Origin of the sequence: Bacillus sp. ISL-47, from assembly GCF_018613175.1 — a bacterium.
GTDB lineage: Bacteria > Bacillota > Bacilli > Bacillales > Cytobacillaceae > Cytobacillus.
The window spans coordinates 89973-114033 of sequence record NZ_JAGGQS010000011.1 but is presented as its reverse complement, the minus strand read 5'-3'; the positions used below and the strand labels follow the sequence as shown (position 1 = coordinate 114033).

Sequence of the window (24061 nt, the reverse complement as noted above, 5' to 3'; positions counted from 1 at the left end):
AATCAACTCAGTAATTAAAACTAGTTTATAAGCAACAAACTTTGCGAAAACAGCCTTTATTAAAGAATAACCGCTGCCAGCCATCCAAAGAGGATCAGCGGGATGTTATAGTGCACGAATGTTGGCACACATGTGTCCCAAATATGGTTGTGCTGTCCGTCAGCATTTAAGCCTGCTGTCGGTCCTAAAGTACTGTCTGATGCCGGGGATCCAGCATCTCCAAGCGCTGCGGCAGTTCCTACTAATGCGATTGTCGCCATTGGGCTGAAGCCAACCTCTAGTGCAAGCGGAACGAAAATGGTTGCAATGATTGGAATCGTTGAAAATGAAGAACCGATTCCCATTGTCACAAGCAAACCAACAAGAAGCATAAGCAATGCCGCAAGTGATTTATTGTTGCCAATGACTCCTGCTGCCTGCTCAACAAGCCTTTCCACGTCTCCAGTTTCTTTTAGGACATCAGCAAATCCGAAAGCTGCCAGCATAACAAATCCAATAAAGGCCATCATCTTCATACCTTCTGTTAAAAGCTGATCAGCTTCGCGCCACTTAACAGCCCCACTGATATAAATCACTAAAATACCGGCTAAAGCACCAAAAATCATGGAATCAAGCTGCAGCTGAACAACCAATGCTGCAACAATCGCAACCAGGGACAAGATAATGCCCGCTTTTGAGTACTCGCCTTTTTCCATCTCAACGATTTCAGTTGTTTGATAGTCTCTTTTCTTGCGGTAAGAAACAAAAATCGCAATGAGCAAACCAACAACAAGACCTGCAGTCGGAATCAGCATCGCTTTTGGAATGTCGGACATGTTTACCGCCAAACCGCTGCTTTCCATATTTTCTGCAATGATCCCTTGGAAGATCTGGCCAAAGCCCACCGGCAATAGAATATAAGGTGCCGTCAAACCAAATGTCAATACAGACGCAATTAATCGACGGTCAATTTTCAACTCATTCATGACCTTCAATAAAGGCGGAATTAAAATCGGAATAAACGCAATATGGATTGGAATCAGATTTTGGGAAAAAATCGCCATCAGTAAAATTGAAAATACGATCAGTGCTTTTGATAATGTTTTCCCTCTGGATTCACCATCCTTGCCGACTTTTGCAAGAACCCATTCAACCATCAGATTTGGCAGGCCTGTTGCCGAGATTGCAATGGCAAAACCACCTAATAAGGCGTAGCTTAAAGCAACTTCAGCACTTCCTCCCAGCCCGTTTGAAAAGATTTCAATTGTTTTATCTATGCTTAAACCGCCTGCCAGCCCGCCTGCCAGTGCACCCGCCACAAGGGCAAGAACCACATTCACACGCAAAAGGCTGAGAACAAGCATGATTAGAACTGCAAGTACAACTGCATTCATGATGCAACCCTCTTTCTGTTTGCTACCTTTTTATTTTTTGCTTTACTCTGCTAAATTGGTAGAGTATTAAAACACAAATATTAAATTATCATACCTTCTCTTTGGGTGTCAATCTGTTTTTAGTAGATTGCTATTGGGAGTTTGGACCAGAGGAGGAAATGGAGGCTGACGCTGGAAGATTTGCGAAAAAATAGAGGAGCAGCCGGCCTTTGCCAGGGCTGACGGCCGGTAAAGCCTTTCCCTAATAAAAAACCCCGGAGTTCTCCGGAGTTCTAAGAAAATATTATTTAGTTTCAAATCTTTCCACAAGCAGGGCCAGTGTGCGGACCATTACGCCTGTTGCGCCTGATGGACCAAGGTCATCGTTTTTCGTCGTTGTCGCTGTTCCTGCTATATCAAGGTGCACCCACGGAGTGTCTTCGGCAAATTCGCCTACGAATCCTCCGCCCATAATAGCATGCCCGGCGCGGCCAGGTGAGTTGTTCAGATCAGCCACTTTGCTGTTTCTGATTCTTTCCTTGTCTTTTTCAAAAAGCGGCAAGCGCCAGATTGGTTCGCCTGCTTCATAGGATGCTTCAAGAACCTGCTCAAACCATTCTTCATTATTGGCTAAAGCTCCTGTTGTCTCCTCGCCAAGCGCGACGATCACACCGCCTGTCAGTGTTGCTACATCAACCAGGTAGTTTGCTCCATGATGCTTTGCATACGTTACCGCATCTGCTAGAGCCAGGCGGCCTTCCGCATCCGTATTCAGGACTTCGATAGTCTTGCCGCTCATGGATGTGATGACATCATCGGGCTTGAAGGCTGTTCCGCTGATCATATTATCAGTTGAAGGAATGACAGCGACTACGTTTTGCTCAGGCTTTAATTCTCCGATCACTTCCATTGCGCCAAGCACGGCTGCCGCACCGCCCATATCGCTTTTCATGCCGACAATGCCGTCCTTCGGTTTTATGGAATAACCGCCTGTATCAAAGGTAATCCCTTTGCCGACCAGACCAATTACGTCCTTCCATTCTTCCTTGCCCTGATATTTAAGGACAATCATTTTAGGAGGCTCTGCTGACCCCTGGTTAACGGCCAAGAGGGCACCCATGCCAAGCTTAAGCATGTCTTCTTTATCAAGGATTTCAACTTCGAATCCGTATCTCCATGCAAGCTCTGAAGCGTAATTTGCCATATCTGTAGCTGTCAGCATATTCCCTGGCAAATTTACCAGTGTACGGGCTGAGTTCGTTCCCTTTCCGTATGCATATCCAACCGTTAGGGATGCCTTAACATCTTCTTCATCCGCTGCATCACTATACACCACAACGCTTTCAATTTCTTTTTCCGGTTCATTCGATTTCTGTTTGTAATCTTCAAATTTGTATGTAGCAAGAGCAAATGCTTCACTGACTGCGTGGGCTGCGTCCAGCGCATCTACTTTTTCGTTTGTAAAAGTATCCAGGTATACTGCTGCATCCTGAAGCTTGGACGATTTCACCTCATTAAAAGCTCTGCCCAATGCTTCGCGCAGAAGCTCAAAGCTAAAGTCCTTTTCCTTCCCAAGACCCACTGCAAGTAAGCGCTTAGCCCCGATTTTTCCAAATGTATGTATTTTTGCAACGGCTTTTCTCTTTGCAGAAATATCTCCACTTTTCACAAGCTCTGTCAGCTGGCCGTCAAACTGCTCGTCTGCACTGGCAAGAACACCTTCAAACTTGTTTGGTTTATCAAACACACCGACAATCAGGCATTCGTGTTCAGCTGAATAATTGAATTCCTGTTTTACTGAAAACATTTTAGCACCCCCATAATAGCTTCACTCATGACTTCATCTTAATTATATCGAAAACACAGAATTATTTCGACTATCTAATTTTATAACATGATCCTTCCTGCCTAATCCTCCAGATACAATACGAGCTGAGGGAGCTTTGGAAGATTTCCGACCTCTTTAAAGGGCACCCGATCGATCTGCTTCGGAAAAATAGAGAGACATTCCTCAATGAATTTATATATATTCTCCAAGTCCAGCCCCCAATGCTTCGGCCGGTACGACTGCAAGTAATCATGGGCTGCCTGCATCATAAGCCTTGCTCCTTTTACATTGCCATACTCATAGTGATAGATGCTTACACTCATCTGGAGCAGCCCCTTAAAAAAGAGGTTGCCCTTGTCCGTCATCCACATTTCCTCAAGAAGATCGTGGCACGTATAATAGTCACCCTCATTAAAGCTGACGAAGAACTCGTAATATTCAATCGGGTAATCTTCCAAGAGCATCCTCTCCCACTTCATTTTACAAGTCCTGCCCTGCTGTTACAGCCCATTTTAGCAAAAGGAAAGATTATTCGCACATTTACAGCTCCAGCACATTTTCTTAAGTATATTCCGGCATAAATGGGTAAAGAAGAAAAGAGAAAGAAAGGAGTACGATATGGACACGATTTTATTTGCCGGATTCGCTATCGCCTATATATTGCTTTTCGTCTGGGCGCTCGTTTTGGTAAAAAACAGCGGGTCTGCGAGTGCTGCCTTCTTGCTGCCCGTTATAGCGGGTCTGATTTATGATAATGGAATTCTGGCAGCCGGCCGTTTCATCGGAGAGGGGACCACGCTTGAATTCATGAATGATGCCCGTTTTTGGATTCATGCCTTTTTCACGCCTATGCTTGTTCTTTATTCATGGAATACCTTAAAACAGGCTGGACTTGAGTGGGCGAGTAAAGGCTGGCTGAAAATTACAGCATTTCTCCTCACTGCAGGGTTAATTATGTTTGAGCTTTTTACAGAGGTGTTTGGCCTTAAACTCGAGCCGCAATGGGAATACAATGTTTTGAGTTATAGCAGTGCGGAAGCTCAAAGCGGACCGCCTCTCATGGTGCTGATCGTTTCTCTTGTTCTGCTGGTATCCTCAATCATGATTTGGCGCATACAAAAATGGTTTTGGTTTTTTGCCGGATCTCTAATCATGATCATCGGAAGCGCCATAAAACTCCCTATCAAAAGTGCTGCAGCTGTTAATGCGTTTGAATTAATCCTCTTGCTTTCATTAACTGCAACGGCCCATTTTCAAAAAAAGAATAACTCTTCATAAAGCTTATAAGAGAACTGCTTGCAGAAAGAGGAAAACTATTAGAGAATATTAGATATAAGTTTCAAGAAATTTCAGTCAATCTGTTGAACTGCATTTTAAAAAGGGCTGTTTTCTTAAAGTTTTGTTGTTTTAGCTTAGGAATTTTGCACGTTGATTTCCGCTCCAGGCACTCAGCGAACCAACGGGGCTACCGGGAGCCTCCTCGACGCTCTGCGTCTCCGGGGTCTCCCTTGGTATGCTACTCCCGTAGGAGTCTCGTGCCCTCCGCTCCAATCAACTCAGCGGTTAAACTTAGTTAGCCTTCTCAAAGCAGCTCTATAAGAAAACATGCTAAAAAAACGATGACAGTTCCAGTGAAGTAACATACAACTTAAAGGTGGTCTCATATGGAATTATTCACGAACTTCCCTCTATGGTCTGCTCTCGCAGCCATCTTCTTTGCCCAATTTGTAAAAGTGCCGATTCAATTTATCGCTACCAGGAAAGTGGATTGGTCACTGCTGACAAGTACTGGCGGGATGCCAAGCTCCCATTCTGCGGCTGTTACAGCCCTTTCCACTGGTGTTGCACTTGAAACCGGGATGGACTCCGCTGTATTTGCCGTTTCTGCCGTTTTTGCCATCATCACCATGTTTGATGCTACCGGCGTACGCCGCCAGGCAGGGGAACAGGCAATCGTTTTAAACCAGCTTGTCGCGGATTTCAATAAATTTGTTGAAGAAGCAAAGATGTGGCAAAAGAAAGAGGAAAAAGAAAAGCAAAAAGAATTGAAGGAACTGCTTGGCCATAAACCAGTTGAAGTTTTATTTGGCGGCTTAACAGGCATCCTATTAACTTTAGGACTTCATTATTTATTATCCTGATAGGTGTGATTGGAATTGAAAATCCTTTCCTTATGTCCGAGCAATACGGAGTTAATGGAGTATTTAGGTTTTACCCATTTGCTGGCCGGTGTGGACGATTACTCAGATTGGCCTGATCAAATTAGCGGGCTTCCGCGGCTGGGGCCCGACTTGTCCATCAATATGGATAGGGTTGAGGAATTGAAGCCTGACCTGGTGCTTGCCTCTTTAAGCGTACCGGGTATGGAAAAGAATGTGGAGGAATTGAAAAATAGACACATTCCCCACATTGTTTTAAACCCGCAAAGCCTGGAGGATATTGAGCAGGATTTAATCACTGCTGCCGAAAAAATCGGTAAGCCTGATGCTGGCATTTCTGCCGCTAAAAACTTTCGAGCAAAAATAGAAGAGCTCAAAAAAATCTCAGCAGGGATAAGGGAAAAGCCCAGCTTATATTGGGAATGGTGGCCGAAACCTGTTTTTACACCCGGCAAAGTCAATTGGCTCACAGAGATCAGTGAGATTGCTGGAGCTAAGAACCTATTTAAGGACGTTGAGCTTGCAAGTGTCCAAACCGATTGGGATGATGTACTGAAAAGGCAGCCGGATTATATTTGCCTTGCATGGGTAGGCGTCAGAAGGGAAAAGGTAAATCCGGAAATAGTGTTGAAACGTCCTGGCTGGAGCGAGTTAGAGGCAGTAAAGCAGAATAAAATTCTTGTCCTTGAAGAAGAGCTTTATTGCAGGCCATCGCCACGGTTGATTGAAGGAGCTATCAGATTAGCAAAGAAAATCCATCCAGAGGCATTCTCCTCGTTATAGAATTAAAAAGGCAAATCCGTTATAATTTCGGATTTGCCTTATTTTTAACTTTGTTATTTATTTTTGCTCGGATTTAATATATCGCTGCCTAAAAACCTGCATCGACTCATTTTCATTCAGTATTCTTAAATCTTCTTCCGTCAGAGTGCCATCGCCCATTTCAATGATAAAGACATCTAGCGTCTTTTTTCCCCAATTATTATAAACATCTTCAACCGTTTCATAATATAGGTCAAGTTTGTTTCCTTTAATCGCGCCGCCTTTATCGGCCACAACACCATAGCCATAGTCAGGGATAAACAGGATTGTCCCAATCGGAAAAACATTTAAATCTGCTGCGACAGTAGAATATAAATCTCGTTTTACTTTAACTCCTGAGTATGTAATGCCAAATGAAGGGTGATCAGGATTTTTTCCTGTGGATTCATAAAATGCCGTATAACCCGTGGCAATGACTTGTTTTGTCTGATATTGCGACCAGTCAATTGATTCCTCCAAAGTTGGGGTCTGGCTTGCAACCGCTTCGCTGGCTGAAATCTTTGGATCCAGACTGGCTACACGCTTTAAAAATTTAAATGCCACTCCAACCGACTTAAATGTATGATCAAAACCTGATTGTTCATCCTTGCTCGTTTGTTCAGCTTCACTTTGATAAAAGTTAACGATCGATCTAGCTTCAACTCCGGATATCGAGTGAAAAGTCGTTAACAATGCCCCTAAAAATAAAGCTGACATGATGGATCGTTTTGTCCATTTTTTTAATCTGTTCATCTAAAACACTCCTCCCAAAGTTATTCATTTCCCATCTTTCAGAGAAATATTCATAACTTTAAGAAGTTCAAGGCTTCCAGCAAGCAGTTACAGATAGAATGAAGCCAATGATGCCAAGGGCTCGTCCAAATTTAAACACACTATTCAAAAAAATAAAAAAACCCCTGCTATTAGCAGAGATTTAGTATATGAATGATATTTTTAAAACATACGATAACCTTTTTTACGGAGCAGCCTTATTGTAATTCCGGCAACAATGGCCCCTGCCATTCCGCTGCTTAAAATTAGTATATCCGCCAGAGCAAGACTGGATAACTCAACACCGAGACTGGAGAAGGATTCACCTGTATTTTGAAAATATTCAATAAAACGGACCTTATCAATAATCAAGACCGCAATGATCGGATAAATAATGGCCATAATCCAGGACATTCTCAATAGCATATTCAATATAAAACCTATCCCAAAAAACAGCACAAAAAACAGGAGCATGGAGATAGGCAAAACGAAGATCGTCATTTGCATAGACTTGTTTCCTCCCTTAACACATCAATATTTAGTGTACTTAATGTGGGTTGGGGAGTCAATAAGAAAAGCGCATGTACCTGAAAGCCCCTGTCTTAGCTGGCAGTTCTATCATCTCCATAATAGTATTCAAAAAGAAAAAACTTCGCTTCCCGCGAAGTTTCATTCTTAGTCCTTTTTCTTACCTGTGCCGCCGCAGCATGAGCAGGTTTCTGAACCTCCCAATAATAATTGGAAATATCCTTTACCTGAACAATACATACACTCTTTATTTTCATAATTCTTAGCTGCCATGTCATTCATCTCCTTCGTTTTTTGTAACTGAATTTTCTGATAATATACCAAGGATACGAATAAATGAAAAGCTTCAAATTTCATGAAAAAATATCGGTGGAAACGCATACAAGCATGTTTTACTTCTGAAATCTCCCTGTATCTCTAAATTTCAGAAAATTATAAAAATAATTTGTAAGCTGTATATCCAAATGTATCCCCCGGGTTAATTCCATCAATTAAGGGTTTTAAAGAGGAATCCGAAGAAGTTAATATGTATTTTAGAAGAACTGAAGAGTCCGGATCGATGGCCAGCTCCCCCGGCTCACGATATTGTACATCAAAAAGCTCGCTCTCCTGTACTTTTAAGGTTTGACCTCGCTCTGCTTCCAGCATAAAAAGGATCATATTATCACTGACTTCGCCTTTTATGACCCCTGTTCGCAAGCCTATCATCCCTTTCACTGTGCATTTAACTCCTGTTTCTTCTTCAATTTCCCGAACTGCCGCTTCATCCGCTGTTTCTCCTGGCTCCACGAACCCGGCAGGCAGTGACCATTTTCCTTTCAAACCGCCGTACCTCTTTTTCACAACAAGCCACTTGCCATCAGGAGAAATAACCAATCCTGATACAGCCAGCCAGACTCTACCCCTTTTATGCTCCACTCCCATCTGACACCCCCCTTTTTAAAATATTGTATCATGAGCTTAATCCTGACAGCTCCATTTTGGGCATCAAAAAGGGACAGACCCATTAGGTCTATCCCTTCACAATAATATAAGAGCAGTTTTATTAAAGAACGTTGAATTTACCTTTTTTCAATACAAGGGAAGGTCCGCCAACCATGTATAGCGCACGGTTATCAATCATTTTCTTCATAAATGAAGCTTTGGAACCAACCATTTTCTTGCCGAATGCAACACCGATTGCATCGTCTTCACCAAGTGAACATACAGTACCTTTAATATCAGGAGTGAATGTTTCTAACTCAGTCTTATTGCGGATTAGAGCTGTTAAGTTCCTTGCACACACTTCACCCTGCTGCATAGCAATTTGTGCAGTAGGAGGGTATGGGCGGTTAATTTCTTCATTGATTATTAAAGAACAGTCTCCGATAATAAACAGGTTATCATGGCCAGGAGCACGTAAATCAGGCTGAACTTTTACACGGCCGCGCATTGCTTCAATGCCCGAGTTCTCAATAATAGAGTTTCCGCGTACACCTGCTGCCCAAACGACTGTTTCAGCTTTGATTTCTTCAACTTCATCTTCGCCTTTTCCAACAATGATGCCTTCAGGGGTAGCTTCCTTGATGGCCGTGCCGATCATGAATTGTACGCCTTTTTTCTCCAAGTGGGAGACTGCATAATTGACAAGATCAGGATCAAAGCCAGGAAGTACCATTGGCGCTGCTTCTACACAGATTAATTTAACCTTGTGGTAATCTACATCGTACTCTTTGCAAAGCTCAGGAATACGGTTTGCCAATTCTCCAAGGAATTCTATTCCAGTGAATCCAGCTCCGCCGACAACGATCGTCAGGCGCTCATCCTTTTTCTCTACTTCTGTATTATAAGTAGCAAATTGATATTCAATATGCTCACGGATTTGGCGTGCTGCATTCACATTAACAATCGAAAATGCATGTTCTTTAAGCCCTTTGATTCCGAAAGTTTCCGGTTCCGCGCCAAGGGCAACTACTAGATAATCATAGTCAATTTCGCCGTTCTCCAAGATGACTTTCTTTTCTTCTGCTTTAATTTCAAGAGCAGTTCCTTGAACAAATTCCACCTTATTACGGTCAATAACATCTTTAATATCGTAGCGTACACGATCGTGATGAAGGGTTCCGGCTGATGCCTCATGCAGCCATGTTGTTTCGTAATGGTAGTCATTTTTATTCACTAATACAATTTCTGCTTCATTTGTTCCTAAAGATTTTTGCAAACGGGTTGCAACCATCAATCCGCCGTAGCCTGCACCTAGGATAAGAATCTTTGGCTTTCTCAAGTGTATCACTTCCACCTTTATTAAGTATTTTCTAATGTTTTTCTTATCTTCCGCTGCTTTATATTTTTTATTTCAAAAAATATAAAAAAGTTTGTGATTTTATTCACTAACTAGTTCAAAAAAATGCCTTGAAATTGTCACAAAATATTAACATTATGCCTACTTTACATATTATTCTACTTCCAATTGTTTTTCAAGCCTAAAAAAATAGTTGAAAAACTTAAAAATTTTAAGACTTTTTTAAGAGAATATACGTGTTTTTGATTCTTAGCCCTCAATGTATCCTTTTTAGAGAGTTTTTATTATTCATAATATTTACCACGATTAGTGAGGTTTTTTTTGATTTATGTTAGAATATAGAGTGGAATTGAAATACATACTTGGGGGGATATAGCATGAAAGAAGATCAAAAAGTGTATGACATAACCATTATTGGCGGGGGGCCAACTGGTTTGTTCACTGCTTTCTACGGGGGTATGAGACAAGCTTCAGTTAAAATAATTGAAAGCTTGCCGCAGCTTGGGGGACAATTATCTGCTCTTTATCCTGAAAAATACATATACGATGTTGCTGGCTTCCCGAAAGTCCGCGCTCAGGAATTAATCGATAACCTGAAAGAACAAATGGCTAAATTCGAGCCAACAGTTTCTCTTGAACAGTCTGTTGAAAAATTGGAAAAGCAGGCTGACGGCACTTTTAAGCTGACTACCAATAAAGAAATCCACTATTCCAAAACAATCATCATCACTGCTGGTAATGGCGCATTCCAGCCACGCCGCCTTGAACTTGATAGTGCATCACAATATGAAGGGAAAAACCTTCATTATTTCATCGATGACCTGAATAAATTCGCAGGCCAGAAAGTGGTTGTATTCGGCGGCGGAGATTCTGCTGTTGACTGGGCACTAATGCTTGAGCCAATTGCCGAAAAGGTAACCATTGTTCACCGCCGCGATAAATTCCGCGCGCATGAGCACAGTGTGGAAAACCTGCAAAACTCCAAGGTGGAAATCAAAACACCTTACGTACCTGCAGAGCTAATCGGTGACGATGAAGGAATCAAACAAGTCGTTCTTGAAGGCGTAACAGACAAAGAAAAAGAAGTATACGACGTCGATGCAGTAATCGTCAATTACGGTTTCGTTTCTTCCCTTGGGCCAATCAAGGAATGGGGACTTGATATCGAGAAGAACTCAATCGTTGTTAACTCCAGAATGGAAACAAACGTTGAAGGCATCTATGCTGCAGGCGACATCTGCACATACGATGGCAAAGTGAAGCTAATTGCCTGCGGCTTTGGTGAAGCACCAACTGCAGTCAACCATGCCAAATCCTTTATCGATCCAAAAGCAAAAGTACAGCCAATGCATAGCTCTTCAATGTTTGGCAAATAAAAATAGCAAAAGGGTGGCCCTGATGGGGTCCACCCTTTTTTGTTGAAATGAGACGATTAGCCTGTTCGGTTTTCAGTTGGCGTTGAGATCCAAATTGGCATCGATTTAGCCAGCTTTTTATCGTGTCATCCAGCCTGCCTTAGCGTCTTTTCAGCTTTTTTTGAGTCCAGTCAAGCTCTTTTTTGAGCATTGATTGGTTCATTGCGCCGCCTTCAAGCTACTTTATGCGTCTTTTTTAGCTTGTTTTGTCTGCAATCAAGCCTTTTCTGCACCGTGGCCCATTTTTTGCAACTGATTAGACGTATTATGCGTCACTTCAGAATCTTATGCGCCAAATGGGCCAACTTATGCATCAGCTGGCACAGCTTATGCGTCACTTTTCGGATATATGCGTCACTTTTCAAATATATGCGTCACTCGTTGAAGTGACGCGGCCTAAGAAAGAGGAGCTCTCTCTCCTGCTCGATCAGCACTCTTCAGGTGTGCCTGTGTTTGTAGCTGTACGAAAAGAGGATCCGCAGCCGCAGGATGCAATGGCGTTTGGATTGTCGATTGTGAATCCGCCGCCCATCATGGATTCTTTGTAATCAATTTTTGTTCCTTTTAAGATCGCTGCATCGTCCTTGCTGACAAGGACCTGAATGCCATAGTGATCTGCCTGGATATCACTTTCCTCAACTTCATGGGCAAATCCCATTCCGTATGAAAGACCACTGCAGCCGCCTCCCTTTACCGCCACACGCAAGAAAGCATTTTCTTCTTCGTTTTGTTTCATCATTTCTTTTATATGCAAAGCTGCTGCTTCTGTAATGACCACTACTTGTTCCATTTTTATTCCCTCCTGTCAATGTAAGGATACTTCTATATTCATAGTATATACAGTAAATGATATGCGCTCAACTTAAGAAGCTTAACTATCTATTTACTATTTATAAATTCCGCATTTAAAGTAGTTCTTTTTACCCAATCCACTGACAAGACATGTTACAATAGTCATAATCATCCAATTTCCCCGGAGGTGACATTCAAATGCAGCAATTAGAGCCCACTTATGATAAAAAATTAGAATGCAAAGTCTGCAAAAAGAGTTTTACCACTAAAAAACTTCGCTCCAGATTTGTGAAAGTCTCCAGTTATGACACTGATTTTTGTCCCAGCTACTCTGCTGAAGGCATGAACCCGCTTTATTACCATATCCACACCTGCCCTCATTGCGGCTTTTCAGAATCAGAAGATTTTTCACCTTATTTTCCTCCTGGAGCATTGGAGCTTATCAAATTGAAAGTAGCCGATGTCTGGAAACCTCATGACTATAGCAGGGAGAGAAGTATAACGGATGCTATTAGCACATACAAGCTAGCTGTTTATTGCGGGACACTAAAAAAGGAAAAACATCTGATCCTCGCCGGATTATATATGAGGCTTGCCTGGATGTACCGCTCATTGAAAAATACTGAACAGGAACAGCGCTTTATGAAGCTAGCCATTAAGGAATATCTGGAATCGTATATGGCAGATGACTTTAGGGGATCGCCAGTTTCAGAAACTAGACTATTCTATCTGGTTGGAGAGCTTTCAAAGAGGACACAGCAAATTGAACAGGCTATAAAGTATTTTTCAAAAGTAATCGAAAAGAGAAGCCAAGAGCCCAAGCTAATTGAAATGGCAAGAGAACAATGGTATGAAATGAGGGCAGAGCAAAAATCAGCGGTTAACTAAAACAGTTGTGTAAAAACATTGATTCCTATTCAGAACTAGACTTAAACAAAAAAGGAGCGAACCATTCGCTCCTTTCTCTATTAAAACATCGGATTATCATCCAGATATTGATATATATTTTCAACCAGTTCATCTGGCGTTTCTCCCGTAACGACTTCTCCATTTACAAGAGCAAAAAGAGTGCTTGCACATTTTCCGCAATAGCCCAGACAGCCATATTCAATCACATCAAGGTCATAGTCCTTTTCTAATGTTTCCAATGCTTTTTGCGAGCCGCTGGCCAAATTGCTTATGCAAAATTCGATGATTGGCTTGATCACATCTATCACCTCTCTACCCTGTTAATGCTACCTTTTTTAAGAGAATACTGCAAGATTTGGATCCTTTCTCTCCTTTAAGTGCACATATTTACCACTTCATGTCGTATATTGTCAAGTTTCCCGCTGATATGTGTTGTGATTTTGTCACAATTTCGTTATACTTTTTTATGGGTTTAAGGTTATTAATATCATTTATTTATTTATTTATTTTTTTAAGATAATTTGTATACGTTTAAGTAAAATTTCTGAATAGAGAGAAAGACTTATTTAGCAGTTAGCTCAGTTAAACTTGGCAGTTGATTTTCGCTTTCAGGCGTTCGCTTTCCGAGATCGGTCCAACGCTCCTCGGCACCTTGCGCCTGCAGGGTGTCTCCCATTGACCCGCTTCTCCCACTGGAGCGAATCAACAGGGGCCAATATCAACACTGAGCATTAACAGAGACTAACAGATAAACAGTACGGACATAAAGGGGAATTATACTATGAAAAATCTTGTGATACTTGGCGGAGGCTATGGCGGTATGAGGGTGCTTGCCCGACTTTTGCCTAACCAGCTTCCTGATGATGTCTCCATTACGTTAATAGACCGTGTGCCATACCATTGTCTGAAGACGGAATATTACGCGCTTGCTGCCGGCACAATTTCCGATCAGCACGTACGTGTTTCCTACCCTGAACATCCAAGATTATCAATTAAATATGGAGAAGTAACAAAAATCGACATTGAGGAAAACAAGGTTTATCTGCAAGATGGAGAGCCTGTTTCTTATGATGATATAATTATAGGCCTCGGCTGTGAGGATAAGTACCATAATGTTCCTGGAGCGGACGTCCACACTTACAGCATTCAAACGATCGAAAAGTCCAGAAGAACCTACCAGACCTTAAATAATTTATCTCCAGGATCTGTTGTTGCGATTGTTGGAGCAGGATTAAGCGGTGTGGAGCTCGCTTCCGAATTGAATGAAAGCCGTCCAGATTTGAAGGTGAAATTATTCGACAGAGGCAAGCATATTTTATCAGCATTCCCTGAGAGATTAAGCACGTATGTGGAAAATTGGTTTGAATCACATAATGTTGAAATTATTAACCATTCCAATATTACGAAAGTTGAAGAGAATACCCTCTTCAATCATGAGGAAGCCATCCATTGCGATGCGATCGTATGGACTGCTGGAATACAGCCTAATAAGGTAGTCCGGGATATGGATGTAGAAAAAGATCAGCAAGGACGCGTTGTTTTAACCAAGCATCACAATATCCCTGACAATGAACATGTATATGTAGTGGGCGATTGTGCAAGTCTTCCTCATGCACCTAGTGCACAGCTTGCTGAAGGCCAGGCTGAGCAAATTGTTCAAATCCTATTGAAACGCTGGAAAGGGGAAGACCTTCCTGAGTCATTGCCTGTCATTAAGCTTAAAGGGGTTTTAGGTTCTCTAGGGAAGAAGCATGGATTTGGATTGGTGGCTGAACGCCCAATCACTGGCCGTGTAGCCCGCCTCTTGAAATCCGGCATTCTATGGATGTACAAGTACCACAACGGTTGATCCAACCGTAAATTTAAAGAGCATCCTCTCCAGGATGCTCTTTTTTATTGGCTATGTCTGCCTGTTGATTTTTGCTCCAATCAACAAAGTGCAATAATCAACATTGAGCCTTTTTATAAAACAGCCTGATAGCCGTACTTTTCCATTTCTGCATAGATAGTTTTCAGCTTGGGATTCCCTTCGCCGACGATCTCATTCTCAATAAGGACTACAGGATAGAACATATCCTCCTCAATGACCCGCTGTGCAAATTCTCTTTTATCCTCTTCTTCAGGCGGGTTATGGATATCAACATACACGATCTTAAAAGGCTGGTCTGCATACTTCCTGGATAGGGCTGCATCCAGCCACTCGTAGGTCTCCTTTGATGAAGGAAGGTTCACACAGCTTGGGCAAAGCTGTTCTGCTCCATATACGGTTATTTCTATTTCTTTCTTCATTTCATAATCCCCCTCTTTGCTCACGCTCTTCTTAGCTCCATTTTACAATATAAACAAACAGTTAACATAAGAAAATATTTTTCCTAATGTGTGGAAATTATGTTCCGGGAATAGATTTTTAGGATTGATTTGATTATAATAAATATAAGGAAAGGAGTCGATTTCACATGGCAGAACAAACGACAATGACTGAACAAGTTCAGGAAGTATTAGATAAATTGCGCCCGTTCCTTCTTCGCGATGGCGGGGACTGCGAATTGGTGGATGTTGAAGACGGTATTGTAAAATTGCGCCTTCTTGGTGCATGCGGAAGCTGTCCGAGCTCAACAATCACGTTAAAAGCCGGTATTGAGCGCGCTCTTTTAGAAGAAGTACCGGGTGTAGTTGAAGTAGAACAAGTATTTTAATTTCATTGACAAAAAGCGATGTCGGCATGACATCGCTTTTTTTTTGCTTTCTTTTTATAAGCCTCTGTTAAAGCTTATTGTAGATATCGGAACCTTGTTGAATGGAACGGAAGGCGGGTATTATATATGGCCAAATTCCGGTTCCTGTTCCTCAGCTAGGCTTTTTTTTAAAACACTGCTGCCTGCCTGGTCAATCTGCAAGCAGAGGATATCCATATCCGGAAGCAGCTTTTGCAGCCCCTCTGCCACTGATGGAGCTAATCCTGCTTCTGCAAGGCAGAGTACTGCTGGTCCTGCACCGCTTAAGGCTACACCAAAGGCGCCAAGCTCAGGAGCCATTTTTTCAATAACTTCCAGATGGGGAACCATTTTTTTGCGGTAAGGATGGTGATATAAGTCCGCTTGCATCATTTTCCCTGCCAGTGGATAGTTTCCGCTCAGCAAAGCCGCTACCATGACATTTCCTACCGCTCCTGCTTGTACCGCCTCTTTAAAAGACCATTCTTCCGGCAGAACGCCCCTCGATTCTTTCGTGAGAAGCTCTTCCTTTGGTACGACTGCAACGACATCCAATTCAAGATTTTTAATGGATTGTACATGGACCTCGTCCTCTGATTGGCAGCCAATCACCATCCCGCCTAGCAGCGATGCTCCTGCGTTATCGGGATGGCCTTCCATACGTGAAGACAGCTCTAATTTTTCCTGCTGGCTTAAATGAAGGTTACAGAGCGAGTCTGCCAGCTCGATTCCGGCTACTATGGCTGCAGCACTTGAACCAAGGCCTCTTGTCAGCGGGATATCACTGGTAATCCTGACTTTGCAGGCCGGAAGCTCTCTCCCATACTTCTTTGCTGTATCCCTTGCAACTTGAAAAATGAAATTCGATTCATCGGTAGGGTAAATGCTCAAAGGTGCTGACAGGGGGATCATTTCAAACCTATCAGCCCTTTCCGCTTCAAGCGTTAAATACAAGTTTAATGCGAGGCCGATAGAATCAAATCCTGGCCCCAGATTTGCCGTGCTGCCAGGAACTTTGATGACGAGCATTTCACCTTCGCTCATACATGGACGACTCCCTTAATATGCTCAGCCACCGCTTGTTCATCATTTGGCAGCAGTACCGGCTTAACAGGACTGCAATCAATAGCTGTGCTTGGATCCTTTAGCCCATTTCCTGTCAGAATCGCGACAACCTTTGTTTTATGAGGAATTTCACCATTGCGGAGCTGCTTGTAAATTCCCGCCAGAGAAGCACATGAAGCAGGCTCAGCAAAAATTCCTTCCGATGAGGCAAGCTTGCGGTACATGCAAAGAATCTCATCATCACTGACTTCATCAATTTTCCCATTGGACTCTGCCAATGCCGCATTCGCTAAATGCCAGCTTGCCGGGTTTCCGATTCGGATTGCTGTCGCAACTGTTTCCGGATTTTCAAAAACACGGTTATGGACAATGGCTGCCGCTCCCTCAGCTTGGACTCCGTGCATTCTAGGCAGTCCAGTCTGGCGTGCTTGATGGTATTCTTTAAAGCCTTTCCAATAGGCAGAAATATTGCCTGCATTGCCGACCGGCAAAGCGAGGATATCAGGAGATCCCCCCAGCTGGTCGCAGATTTCAAAGGCAGCTGTCTTCTGCCCTTCAAGACGATATGGATTCACCGAGTTTACGAGAGTGATAGGTTCTGTTTCGCTGATTTTCCGGACCATCGCCAGCGCCTGGTCGAAGTTGCCTTCGATTGAAACGACCTCTGCACCGTACATGACAGCCTGTGCGAGCTTGCCCATGGCGATTTTTCCTTCCGGAATGACAACAACACATCTCATACCCGCTCTGGCCGCATAGGCAGCCGCCGCCGCAGACGTATTGCCTGTTGAAGCGCAGATAATGGCATCGCTTCCCTCTTCCTTCGCCTTGGCAACGGCCATTACCATGCCTCTATCTTTAAAGGAGCCAGTCGGATTGGCGCCTTCTGTTTTTACATAAAGGTCAATGCCCCAATCCCTTGAGAGCTTATCAAGCCTGATCAGGGGTGTGTTGCCTTCATTCAATGTCAGCATTGGCGTATTTTCATTTACAGGCAGAAAATCTTTATATGTCTTTATTAGCCCTTCCCATCTCATACCTTTGCACTCCCTTCTACACGGTAGGAACTTTCAATTGTTTGTACCGCTGGCAAGTCTCTTAAATTCACTAAAATATCCTCGTAATCTTGCAGTGATGCCTGGTGTGTAACCAAGACGATTTCAGCAAGGCCCTTCTCCTTTAAAGGCAGCTGCAGGATTTTTTCAAAGCTAACATGATGGTCTGAAAAAATGGAAGTAATATTGGCAAAAGTGCCAACTTCATCTTTCACATGCAGCCTTAGGAAGTACTTTGAATAAATTTCATCTGCAGCCTTTAGCTTCTTTTCATATTGAGGAGTTACGGCGCTTTTGCCGTTAACGCCAAGTCGCATATTTTTCATCACACCAACAAGGTCGGATACAACGGCTGTTGCAGTTGGCAGACTGCCTGCCCCCGGGCCGTAGAACATGGTTTCTCCCACAGCTTCACCATATACATATACAGCGTTATATTCATCTTGGACGGACGCAAGCGGATGGGATTCAGCTAGCAATGTCGGCTGTACGCTGACTTCCACCTTCTCTCCTTCCCGATGGGCGATGCCGATTAGCTTCATTGTGTAGCCAAGCTGCTTGCCATATTGGAGATCCTCTTCAGTAATTTCAGTTATTCCTTTCACCTTCACGTCATCCAAGTCTATATTCATAGAGAAGCCGAGAGTTGATAGAATAGCCATTTTTCTAGCCGCATCAAGGCCTTCTACATCGGCGGTCGGATCACTTTCAGCGTATCCCAGATCCTGTGCTTCCTTAAGTACCTCTTCATATGCGCTGCCCTGCTTGCTCATTTTTGTCAAAATAAAGTTTGTTGTTCCATTGACGATTCCCATCATTTTTGTAATTCTGTCCGAGGCCAAGCCGTCCACAAGTCCTCTCAGAATTGGAATACCGCCTGCGACACTCGCTTCATAAAAGAGGTCGCAGCCATTTTGTGAAGCAGCAGACAGCAGCTCCGGACCGTAAACGGCCATTAGATCCTTATTTGCTGTCACCACATGCTTGCCGTTGTTCAATGCTTTCTTTAGATGATTTCTGGTTTCTTCTATTCCGCCCATTACTTCAATTACTACATCTATATCATTGTCATTTAAAATATCATCAGGATTCGCCGTCAGCCTATTCCGATCGACTCTAACCGCTCTTTCCTTTTCCAAGTTTTTAACGAGCACCTTTTTTACAACCACAGGACAACCGACTTGATGCATAAGCTTATCCTGATGCTTCTCAATGATTTGCACGACACCTGATCCAACTGTTCCTAATCCTAATAAACCGATTGAGATTGATTCCACGCTAGCTCCCCCTTTTAATGTTCACTATGTAAGTACATTTGTATTTGTATAGTAGACATTATAGAGGCGCGCGCTAATTTTTACAATAGGCAATTTTCCGAAAAATTATATTGAAAACGCTTAACACCCTATCATATTGCGGTTTTAATAGTAAAAATATTTTTCTTTTACTGAAGGTTCTTTTACATGTGGGCGTTTTCACGATAAAACACCTTATAGAAAAAGCACCCAGCTATTTGGGTGCTTTTCACAATTCATTTCTTATTGACTGGTGTTTTAGGCGGATTTCCTGAAAGGACAAGGTCGATATTATCCATACAAAGCTTCATCATGGCATAGCGTGTTTCCGTACTTGCGCTTCCGATATGAGGCATAGCCACCACATTCTTTAGTTCTAACAGCGGGTGATTGGAGCCAATTGGTTCTTCAGCGAATACATCCAAGCCGGCTGCAGCAATCTCACCTTCCAGCAATGCTTTAAATAAATCTTGTTCATTCACAACCGGTCCTCTGGAGGCATTAACGAAAACAGCATGCTTCTTCATCTTTTTAAAAGCATCGCGATTAAATAGATTTCTTGTGCCGTCCGTTAAGGGAGTCAGGCAGACAACGAAGTCCGAACGTTCCAAAAGCTCATCAAAGCTGACATATTGGGCTCCTAGCTCCTGCTCAGCGTCCGGTTTTCTGGAACGGTTATGGTATAAAATTTCCATTTCAAACCCGGTTGCACGCTTTGCTACAGTTTCCCCAATGTTCCCCATTCCAACAATCCCAATCGTTTTATGATGCACGTCCTGGCCAGCCAGCAGCAGCGGACTCCAGCTCTTCCAATTACCTTCCTTCACAAACTCAGCCGCTTCCACCATCCTGCGGGCAGCAGCCAGCACGAGGGCAAAAGTTAAATCGGCCGTTGAATCATTTAACACATCAGGCGTATTGGTTACTGTGATTCCCAGTCTTGATGCTGCCTCAACATCCACATTGTCATAGCCAACAGCCATATTGGCAACAATTTTCAGCCTCTCGCCAGCATGGAGAACTTCTTCATTGACTGGTTCGGACAACATCGTCAATAGGGCATCCGCCTTTTTTGCTTCCTCCAGGAATATTTCATAAGGGACAGGCACATCTTCCTGATTCCACATATGGACATCGTATTTTTCCTTAAGAATTGCGACTGCATCGTCAGGCAGCATTCTGCTAATAAAGATATATGGTTTCATACAGCACCCCTCTTATTTTCTCTGCTGTATGTTTCTTTCGCCAATATGGGCCATTATCCCTTCCTCTTTCTCTTTAACTCCTGATCCAATCGAGCACCGGAATCCTGAATTTCTTCACAGGAACCTCGGCAAATTCGAAAAATCCTCCAAGAAATTTCTCATGGTCATCAGACTGCCAAAGATACTTTTGAAGCCGCTCCTGCAGCAGCAGCTTCTGCTGCTCAGAATCCGTCACATAATAGTCCTCAATCGTTTCAAAATAATGTAGCGGAAACAGGAGCCGGGCGTAATAGAGCCTCCAAGAAAAAGAAGACAGCGGTGCGACACTTTGATATTCCGATAAAAATTGGCGAAGCTCTGGCTGGTAGGTTTTAATATTATGGAAGTACCTTTCCCGCGTCCACTCGGCCAAGTCTCTCGAAGAATGATCAAACACCCAGTCAAATGGATTCTTCATATAATAGGAATCTCCCCAGGTGGAAGATAATAACCTGACATGGCAAACCGTCCCGCTGTCAACCATGACCGGCTCATCATCCAGCTCTGCATCAACAAGATATTGTATGGAGTTCTCGGCAAGCCCCATATAGTAAGGAAAGGATTCCAAAAACATCCGCTCGAAATCATTATCGGGCTTCTGAAACAGCATTTCATTCCAAACCTTTTCCATTTGGTCCAGCCGCTGTTCCCAGAGCTGTTTCCATTGCCCGATTCTGCTCATTTTTTTCACCGGAAAAGAAATAGTCCTTCCTCTATAATGGAATTTCGCCAGTTTCCGGCCAAACTTAGTCATTTTTCGATTTTGAGCATGCTGATTGACCAGAACACAATAACGGCTATTCTGCCAATCAATATACTGCTTTCCATCCTTCGTTTTTAAAAAGGCACTAATGTTCCTGTCACCATTTTTCACAAGATGCTCAGCCATTTTTTCCAGTTCTTCAAGCTCTTCGTCAGCTACATGCCCCGCAGGTACAAGCAAGTAAAGCTGCCCTTGCTTTCGGCATGCATCATATTTTCCGATCCGCATCGTACCTTCTGCCTCTATGCCAAATTGCTCCTTTAGCAACTTTGTAAACAATTTTACCACCTCGTTTGGAAATGAGTCCTTAGGGAATATATATGAAAGAGCACAGGAAAACTTGTTGTTTTCTTGAATAAGACTATGTACCATGGAGATATTGATAAAAGAAATGAAACTTATCACATTTGCCGGCAGCGGGCATATTTTTGCAAAAAAGGGTATATACATAGGGAAAATAAATAGAAAAGGTGACGCCAATGAATAGAGAAGAAAAAGTAGTAAGTGTTACAGAACAGACAGCGCGGAAATGGCTCCATGAAAGAGGCGTAGAAATTCAGGATATAGCTGATTTAGTCTTCTTTCTTCAGGAAAAATATCACCCTGATTTAAAGATGGAAGACTGCATCAATAATGTCCAGAGGGTTTTATCCAAAAGAGAAGTGCAAAATGCTATTTTGACAGGCATTCAGCTTGACATGCTTGCAGAGGAGAAAAAGCTATTGGAACCGCTTCAGTCGATAATCGAGTCAGACGAAGGGTTATATGGAGCGGATGAAGTACTGGCATTATCCATTGTTAATGTATATGGATCCATCGGATTTACAAACTTTGGTTATATCGATAAATTAAAGCCTGGAATTCTAAAGGACCTAAACGATAAAAGCTCAGGCAGATGCCATACGTTCCTTGATGATATTGTTGGGGCCATCGCAGCGGCAGCATCAAGCCGCCTGGCACACAGCGCTGCACATGTAGAATAGAAAAGGATGGAGAGTGTTCTCCATCCTTTTTTGTTTATTTAAAATCCCATTCTGCTAAAGAATCAAGCACAAATGCCGGCTTTTTTTCATAGCCCTTAAGCAATTCCTTCGTTGTCACGCCTGTATGGACAAGCAATGTATCCATGCCTGCATTCATGCCTGCCAATATATCAGTATCATAGTTATCTCCCACCATAAGCGTCTCTTCCTTCGCGGTGCCCAGCACCTTTAAAGCCTGTTCCATAATAATTGACTCAGGTTTGCCGATAAACACAGGCTGGGTTTGAGTGGACACCGTGATGACAGAAGTTAATGAACCATTCCCCGGCAGCAGCCCTCTTTCAGTTGGAATGGCAATATCGCCGTTTGTAGAAATGAATGTGGCTCCATTTCTAACGGCCAAACAGGCAATTGACAGCTTTTCATAGTTAATGGAGCGATCAAGCCCTACCACAACATAATCGGCATGCTCCTCGGCAAAGCTTAATCCTTTTTCAGCCAATGCTTCGCGGATTCCTTCCTCACCGATCACATAAACAGATGCATCATTTTTCTGTTCATATATGTAGTTGGCAGTTGCCATGCTCGTTGTAAAAACCTGACCCTCTTCCGAAGGAATGCCGAACTTAACAAGCTTATCCGCTACCTGTGCAGGTGTTTTGGAAGAATTGTTTGTCACAAACAAATACGGCAAGTCTTGCTCACGCAGCTTGTTCACAAAGTCAGCAGCCTCGCTGATCAGCTCTGTTCCGCGGTACATCGTGCCATCCAGATCTATTAAGTAGCCTTTATATTTTTTCAAAAAAATCACTCCCAAATTTATCTTGGCCAAATTTAGTATTTGTATGAGATTGGCTTTTTAGCTAAGTAAAATACCCATAAAAGTTATCTTAAAGGATAGTCGGGATTTGTGCAATTTTTCACGATCGATTCGATTTTCAAATTAGGGTAAGATGTGTCTCCATTTATAAGACATTGGCTCCCCTGCTTCTTCTACTATCCCTTTCTCGGGCTCGTTCATTCCAGTTTGGTCCACTCATCACTCAAAACCGAATTCCAATGGATCTAATTCTTCCGATTAGTTCCGATCATCCAGTAAATAGCGTTTCCAGCGGCTTGCATTAAATAAAACTTTCATCGGATCTATTTATCAACCAGATCAAAAAGAAAGGCTGTTTTCGCAAACTATGTTGCTTTTTTAACAAGTAGTAAGGAGAGGTTGATTTCCGCTCCAGGATGCGCAGCGAACCGCGGGGCGGGCGGTGAGCCTCCTCGGCGCGCAGCGCCTGTGGGGTCTCACCTGTCCCACTCCTCCCGCTGGAGTCTCGCACCTTACGCACCAATCAACCAACCTTATTTATCAATGTTTTTTAATCACAAAATCTATAAAAAAACAACAATCTTTTAGAAAAGAGCCTAAAGAAAAAACTCCTTCAGCAGGAGCTATACTAGTCTTGGTTTATTATATAATGACAGCAGCCGTCACCGGTGGCCATACAGGATTTGATTTCGACTTCCTCTGTATCTAGAAAGTCCTTTATAAATTCTTTTTCAGATTTGCATATTTGTTTGAATTCTGCGGCTGTTTCTATATAGGGGCAATTGTATTCTTTCAGATGGATATGCCCTTCTTCTTTTCGGATTTCAGGCATGAAGCCCTCCATCAATTGAATTTCAGTGAGAACTTCCAGTTTTTCCGCAAAGGTTTTCTCGGATGTTTGAATTTCATACTGCTGTACCAGGCGGTTTTTTCGTCTTGTGAACAATTCTGTGATTAAGCTTTCCTGTCCCATACTTTTTAGTTCCCTTAAGAGCTCGACACTCAGCTGTTTGTATTTTTTAGGAAACAGGTCTTCGCCTTTTTTCGTAAGCTGATAAAGCTTTGAAGGGCGTCCCTTTGTCTGCCTTAGAATAACTGACTCTATATAGGCTTCTTTTTCAAGAACCTGGATATGCCTTCTGACAGCCATTTCGGATATCCCTAATTCGCTTGCCAGTTCAATAATGGACAATCTTCCGGATGTCTTAATGAATCGCAGGATAAGATCTTTAGTAGATTTTGCTCCAACAAGCATGAAATTCACCGTCCTTCCTTATATATTAGCT

Annotated in this window: 25 protein-coding genes and 1 pseudogene; 8 read left to right on the top strand and 18 right to left on the bottom strand. The window is 42.8% G+C overall.

Features of this window, described 5'->3' with window-relative positions; translation table 11 throughout:
- Positions 1 to 59 precede the first annotated feature (59 nt).
- From J7I93_RS05245 to J7I93_RS05235, 3 genes are all read right to left on the bottom strand, one after another.
- Positions 60 to 1373 (bottom strand): Na+/H+ antiporter family protein, encoded by a 1314-nt coding sequence (locus tag J7I93_RS05245; protein WP_214724001.1) that lies wholly within the window; start codon positions 1371 to 1373, stop codon positions 60 to 62.
- A gap of 283 nt (positions 1374 to 1656) precedes the next feature.
- Positions 1657 to 3159: a leucyl aminopeptidase gene (locus tag J7I93_RS05240; protein ID WP_214723999.1), complete on the bottom strand. Its 1503-nt coding sequence runs from the start codon at positions 3157 to 3159 to the stop codon at positions 1657 to 1659.
- Between the two features lie 101 nt (positions 3160 to 3260).
- Entirely contained in the window at positions 3261 to 3638 is a 378-nt protein-coding gene (locus J7I93_RS05235; RefSeq protein WP_214724084.1) for a DUF309 domain-containing protein, read from the bottom strand.
- A gap of 160 nt (positions 3639 to 3798) precedes the next feature.
- On the opposite strand from J7I93_RS05235, the gene J7I93_RS05230 reads away from it, so the two are divergent.
- The 3 genes from J7I93_RS05230 (at position 3799) to J7I93_RS05220 (ending at position 6122) form a co-directional block, all read left to right on the top strand.
- Positions 3799 to 4458, top strand: coding sequence for a hypothetical protein (locus tag J7I93_RS05230; RefSeq protein ID WP_214723997.1), 660 nt, complete (start codon positions 3799 to 3801; stop codon positions 4456 to 4458).
- Positions 4459 to 4844: 386 nt separating this feature from the next.
- Complete coding sequence (locus J7I93_RS05225) at positions 4845 to 5321, top strand: divergent PAP2 family protein (RefSeq protein ID WP_214723995.1); 477 nt, start codon at positions 4845 to 4847, stop codon at positions 5319 to 5321.
- A gap of 15 nt (positions 5322 to 5336) precedes the next feature.
- Positions 5337 to 6122: a cobalamin-binding protein gene (locus J7I93_RS05220; protein ID WP_214723993.1), complete on the top strand. Its 786-nt coding sequence runs from the start codon at positions 5337 to 5339 to the stop codon at positions 6120 to 6122.
- A gap of 57 nt (positions 6123 to 6179) precedes the next feature.
- Here the strand turns inward: J7I93_RS05220 and J7I93_RS05215 are convergent, their stop codons facing one another.
- The 5 genes from J7I93_RS05215 to J7I93_RS05195 form a co-directional block, all read right to left on the bottom strand.
- Complete coding sequence (locus tag J7I93_RS05215; RefSeq protein ID WP_214723991.1) at positions 6180 to 6893, bottom strand: 3D domain-containing protein; 714 nt, start codon at positions 6891 to 6893, stop codon at positions 6180 to 6182.
- Positions 6894 to 7094: 201 nt separating this feature from the next.
- A complete protein-coding gene (locus J7I93_RS05210; RefSeq protein WP_214723989.1) occupies positions 7095 to 7418 on the bottom strand; it encodes a YuiB family protein in 324 nt (107 codons plus the stop codon).
- Positions 7419 to 7586: 168 nt separating this feature from the next.
- Positions 7587 to 7712, bottom strand: coding sequence for a YuiA family protein (locus J7I93_RS05205; protein WP_158638743.1), 126 nt, complete (start codon positions 7710 to 7712; stop codon positions 7587 to 7589).
- 159 nt (positions 7713 to 7871) lie between these two features.
- Positions 7872 to 8363 carry an NUDIX domain-containing protein gene (locus J7I93_RS05200; protein WP_214723987.1) on the bottom strand — a complete coding sequence of 164 codons (492 nt, stop codon included), beginning with the start codon at positions 8361 to 8363 and terminating at the stop codon, positions 7872 to 7874.
- A gap of 121 nt (positions 8364 to 8484) precedes the next feature.
- The gene (locus tag J7I93_RS05195; protein WP_214723985.1) at positions 8485 to 9702 is read right to left on the bottom strand and encodes an NAD(P)/FAD-dependent oxidoreductase; all 1218 of its coding nucleotides are present in this window, start codon (positions 9700 to 9702) and stop codon (positions 8485 to 8487) included.
- Between the two features lie 395 nt (positions 9703 to 10097).
- On the opposite strand from J7I93_RS05195, the gene J7I93_RS05190 reads away from it, so the two are divergent.
- A complete protein-coding gene (locus tag J7I93_RS05190) occupies positions 10098 to 11096 on the top strand; it encodes an NAD(P)/FAD-dependent oxidoreductase (RefSeq protein ID WP_214723983.1) in 999 nt (332 codons plus the stop codon).
- A 466-nt stretch (positions 11097 to 11562) separates the two neighbouring features.
- Here J7I93_RS05190 and J7I93_RS05185 read toward each other — a convergent pair whose 3' ends face one another.
- Positions 11563 to 11925 carry a HesB/IscA family protein gene (locus J7I93_RS05185; RefSeq protein WP_214723981.1) on the bottom strand — a complete coding sequence of 121 codons (363 nt, stop codon included), beginning with the start codon at positions 11923 to 11925 and terminating at the stop codon, positions 11563 to 11565.
- A gap of 200 nt (positions 11926 to 12125) precedes the next feature.
- Here J7I93_RS05185 and J7I93_RS05180 point away from each other — a divergent pair, with 200 nt between their 5' ends.
- Entirely contained in the window at positions 12126 to 12815 is a 690-nt protein-coding gene (locus J7I93_RS05180; RefSeq protein WP_214723979.1) for a DUF2225 domain-containing protein, read from the top strand.
- A gap of 80 nt (positions 12816 to 12895) precedes the next feature.
- Here J7I93_RS05180 and J7I93_RS05175 read toward each other — a convergent pair whose 3' ends face one another.
- Positions 12896 to 13135: a YuzB family protein gene (locus J7I93_RS05175; RefSeq protein WP_214723977.1), complete on the bottom strand. Its 240-nt coding sequence runs from the start codon at positions 13133 to 13135 to the stop codon at positions 12896 to 12898.
- A 482-nt stretch (positions 13136 to 13617) separates the two neighbouring features.
- On the opposite strand from J7I93_RS05175, the gene J7I93_RS05170 reads away from it, so the two are divergent.
- The gene (locus tag J7I93_RS05170; RefSeq protein WP_214723975.1) at positions 13618 to 14685 is read left to right on the top strand and encodes an NAD(P)/FAD-dependent oxidoreductase; all 1068 of its coding nucleotides are present in this window, start codon (positions 13618 to 13620) and stop codon (positions 14683 to 14685) included.
- 113 nt (positions 14686 to 14798) lie between these two features.
- On the opposite strand, the gene J7I93_RS05165 is transcribed toward J7I93_RS05170, so the two are convergent.
- Positions 14799 to 15125 carry a YuzD family protein gene (locus tag J7I93_RS05165; RefSeq protein ID WP_214723973.1) on the bottom strand — a complete coding sequence of 109 codons (327 nt, stop codon included), beginning with the start codon at positions 15123 to 15125 and terminating at the stop codon, positions 14799 to 14801.
- 185 nt (positions 15126 to 15310) lie between these two features.
- On the opposite strand from J7I93_RS05165, the pseudogene J7I93_RS05160 reads away from it, so the two are divergent.
- Positions 15311 to 15532 (top strand): annotated as a pseudogene (locus tag J7I93_RS05160) (NifU family protein); the annotation flags it as partial.
- Positions 15533 to 15652: 120 nt separating this feature from the next.
- On the opposite strand, the gene thrB reads toward J7I93_RS05160, so the two are convergent.
- The 5 genes from thrB to yutH all read right to left on the bottom strand — a co-directional run bounded on the left by thrB (position 15653) and on the right by yutH (position 21251).
- Positions 15653 to 16594, bottom strand: a complete 942-nt coding sequence (gene thrB, locus J7I93_RS05155) for a homoserine kinase (protein ID WP_214723971.1) — start codon at positions 16592 to 16594, stop codon at positions 15653 to 15655.
- On the bottom strand, positions 16591 to 17652 hold the full coding sequence (gene thrC, locus J7I93_RS05150) for a threonine synthase (protein ID WP_214723969.1): 1062 nt from the start codon (positions 17650 to 17652) through the stop codon (positions 16591 to 16593). Before thrC ends, thrB begins: the two co-directional genes overlap by 4 nt.
- Positions 17649 to 18947 carry a homoserine dehydrogenase gene (locus tag J7I93_RS05145; protein WP_214723967.1) on the bottom strand — a complete coding sequence of 433 codons (1299 nt, stop codon included), beginning with the start codon at positions 18945 to 18947 and terminating at the stop codon, positions 17649 to 17651. The genes thrC and J7I93_RS05145 overlap by 4 nt, the downstream gene beginning before the upstream one ends.
- A 254-nt stretch (positions 18948 to 19201) precedes the next feature.
- Entirely contained in the window at positions 19202 to 20170 is a 969-nt protein-coding gene (locus tag J7I93_RS05140) for a 2-hydroxyacid dehydrogenase (RefSeq protein ID WP_214723965.1), read from the bottom strand.
- A gap of 73 nt (positions 20171 to 20243) precedes the next feature.
- A complete protein-coding gene (gene yutH, locus J7I93_RS05135) occupies positions 20244 to 21251 on the bottom strand; it encodes a spore coat putative kinase YutH (RefSeq protein WP_214723963.1) in 1008 nt (335 codons plus the stop codon).
- A gap of 200 nt (positions 21252 to 21451) precedes the next feature.
- Between yutH and J7I93_RS05130 the strand changes: the two genes are divergently transcribed.
- On the top strand, positions 21452 to 21955 hold the full coding sequence (locus J7I93_RS05130; protein WP_214723961.1) for a phosphatidylglycerophosphatase A family protein: 504 nt from the start codon (positions 21452 to 21454) through the stop codon (positions 21953 to 21955).
- A gap of 34 nt (positions 21956 to 21989) precedes the next feature.
- Here the strand turns inward: J7I93_RS05130 and J7I93_RS05125 are convergent, their stop codons facing one another.
- Positions 21990 to 22757, bottom strand: a complete 768-nt coding sequence (locus J7I93_RS05125) for a TIGR01457 family HAD-type hydrolase (protein WP_214723959.1) — start codon at positions 22755 to 22757, stop codon at positions 21990 to 21992.
- A 646-nt stretch (positions 22758 to 23403) separates the two neighbouring features.
- On the bottom strand, positions 23404 to 24030 hold the full coding sequence (locus J7I93_RS05120; protein ID WP_214724082.1) for a helix-turn-helix transcriptional regulator: 627 nt from the start codon (positions 24028 to 24030) through the stop codon (positions 23404 to 23406).
- Positions 24031 to 24061: the final 31 nt, after the last annotated feature.

Coding starts and splice junctions, on each gene's coding strand:
- J7I93_RS05245 (WP_214724001.1), bottom strand. CDS start 1,373: ATGAATGCAGTTGTACTTGCAGTTCTAATCATGCTTGTTCTCAGCCTT.
- J7I93_RS05240 (WP_214723999.1), bottom strand. CDS start 3,159: ATGTTTTCAGTAAAACAGGAATTCAATTATTCAGCTGAACACGAATGC.
- J7I93_RS05230 (WP_214723997.1), top strand. CDS start 3,799: ATGGACACGATTTTATTTGCCGGATTCGCTATCGCCTATATATTGCTT.
- J7I93_RS05225 (WP_214723995.1), top strand. CDS start 4,845: ATGGAATTATTCACGAACTTCCCTCTATGGTCTGCTCTCGCAGCCATC.
- J7I93_RS05215 (WP_214723991.1), bottom strand. CDS start 6,893: ATGAACAGATTAAAAAAATGGACAAAACGATCCATCATGTCAGCTTTA.
- J7I93_RS05210 (WP_214723989.1), bottom strand. CDS start 7,418: ATGCAAATGACGATCTTCGTTTTGCCTATCTCCATGCTCCTGTTTTTT.
- J7I93_RS05205 (WP_158638743.1), bottom strand. CDS start 7,712: ATGGCAGCTAAGAATTATGAAAATAAAGAGTGTATGTATTGTTCAGGT.
- J7I93_RS05200 (WP_214723987.1), bottom strand. CDS start 8,363: ATGGGAGTGGAGCATAAAAGGGGTAGAGTCTGGCTGGCTGTATCAGGA.
- J7I93_RS05190 (WP_214723983.1), top strand. CDS start 10,098: ATGAAAGAAGATCAAAAAGTGTATGACATAACCATTATTGGCGGGGGG.
- J7I93_RS05185 (WP_214723981.1), bottom strand. CDS start 11,925: ATGGAACAAGTAGTGGTCATTACAGAAGCAGCAGCTTTGCATATAAAA.
- J7I93_RS05180 (WP_214723979.1), top strand. CDS start 12,126: ATGCAGCAATTAGAGCCCACTTATGATAAAAAATTAGAATGCAAAGTC.
- J7I93_RS05170 (WP_214723975.1), top strand. CDS start 13,618: ATGAAAAATCTTGTGATACTTGGCGGAGGCTATGGCGGTATGAGGGTG.
- J7I93_RS05165 (WP_214723973.1), bottom strand. CDS start 15,125: ATGAAGAAAGAAATAGAAATAACCGTATATGGAGCAGAACAGCTTTGC.
- thrB (WP_214723971.1), bottom strand. CDS start 16,594: ATGAGCGAAGGTGAAATGCTCGTCATCAAAGTTCCTGGCAGCACGGCA.
- thrC (WP_214723969.1), bottom strand. CDS start 17,652: ATGAGATGGGAAGGGCTAATAAAGACATATAAAGATTTTCTGCCTGTA.
- J7I93_RS05140 (WP_214723965.1), bottom strand. CDS start 20,170: ATGAAACCATATATCTTTATTAGCAGAATGCTGCCTGACGATGCAGTC.
- J7I93_RS05130 (WP_214723961.1), top strand. CDS start 21,452: ATGAATAGAGAAGAAAAAGTAGTAAGTGTTACAGAACAGACAGCGCGG.
- J7I93_RS05120 (WP_214724082.1), bottom strand. CDS start 24,030: ATGCTTGTTGGAGCAAAATCTACTAAAGATCTTATCCTGCGATTCATT.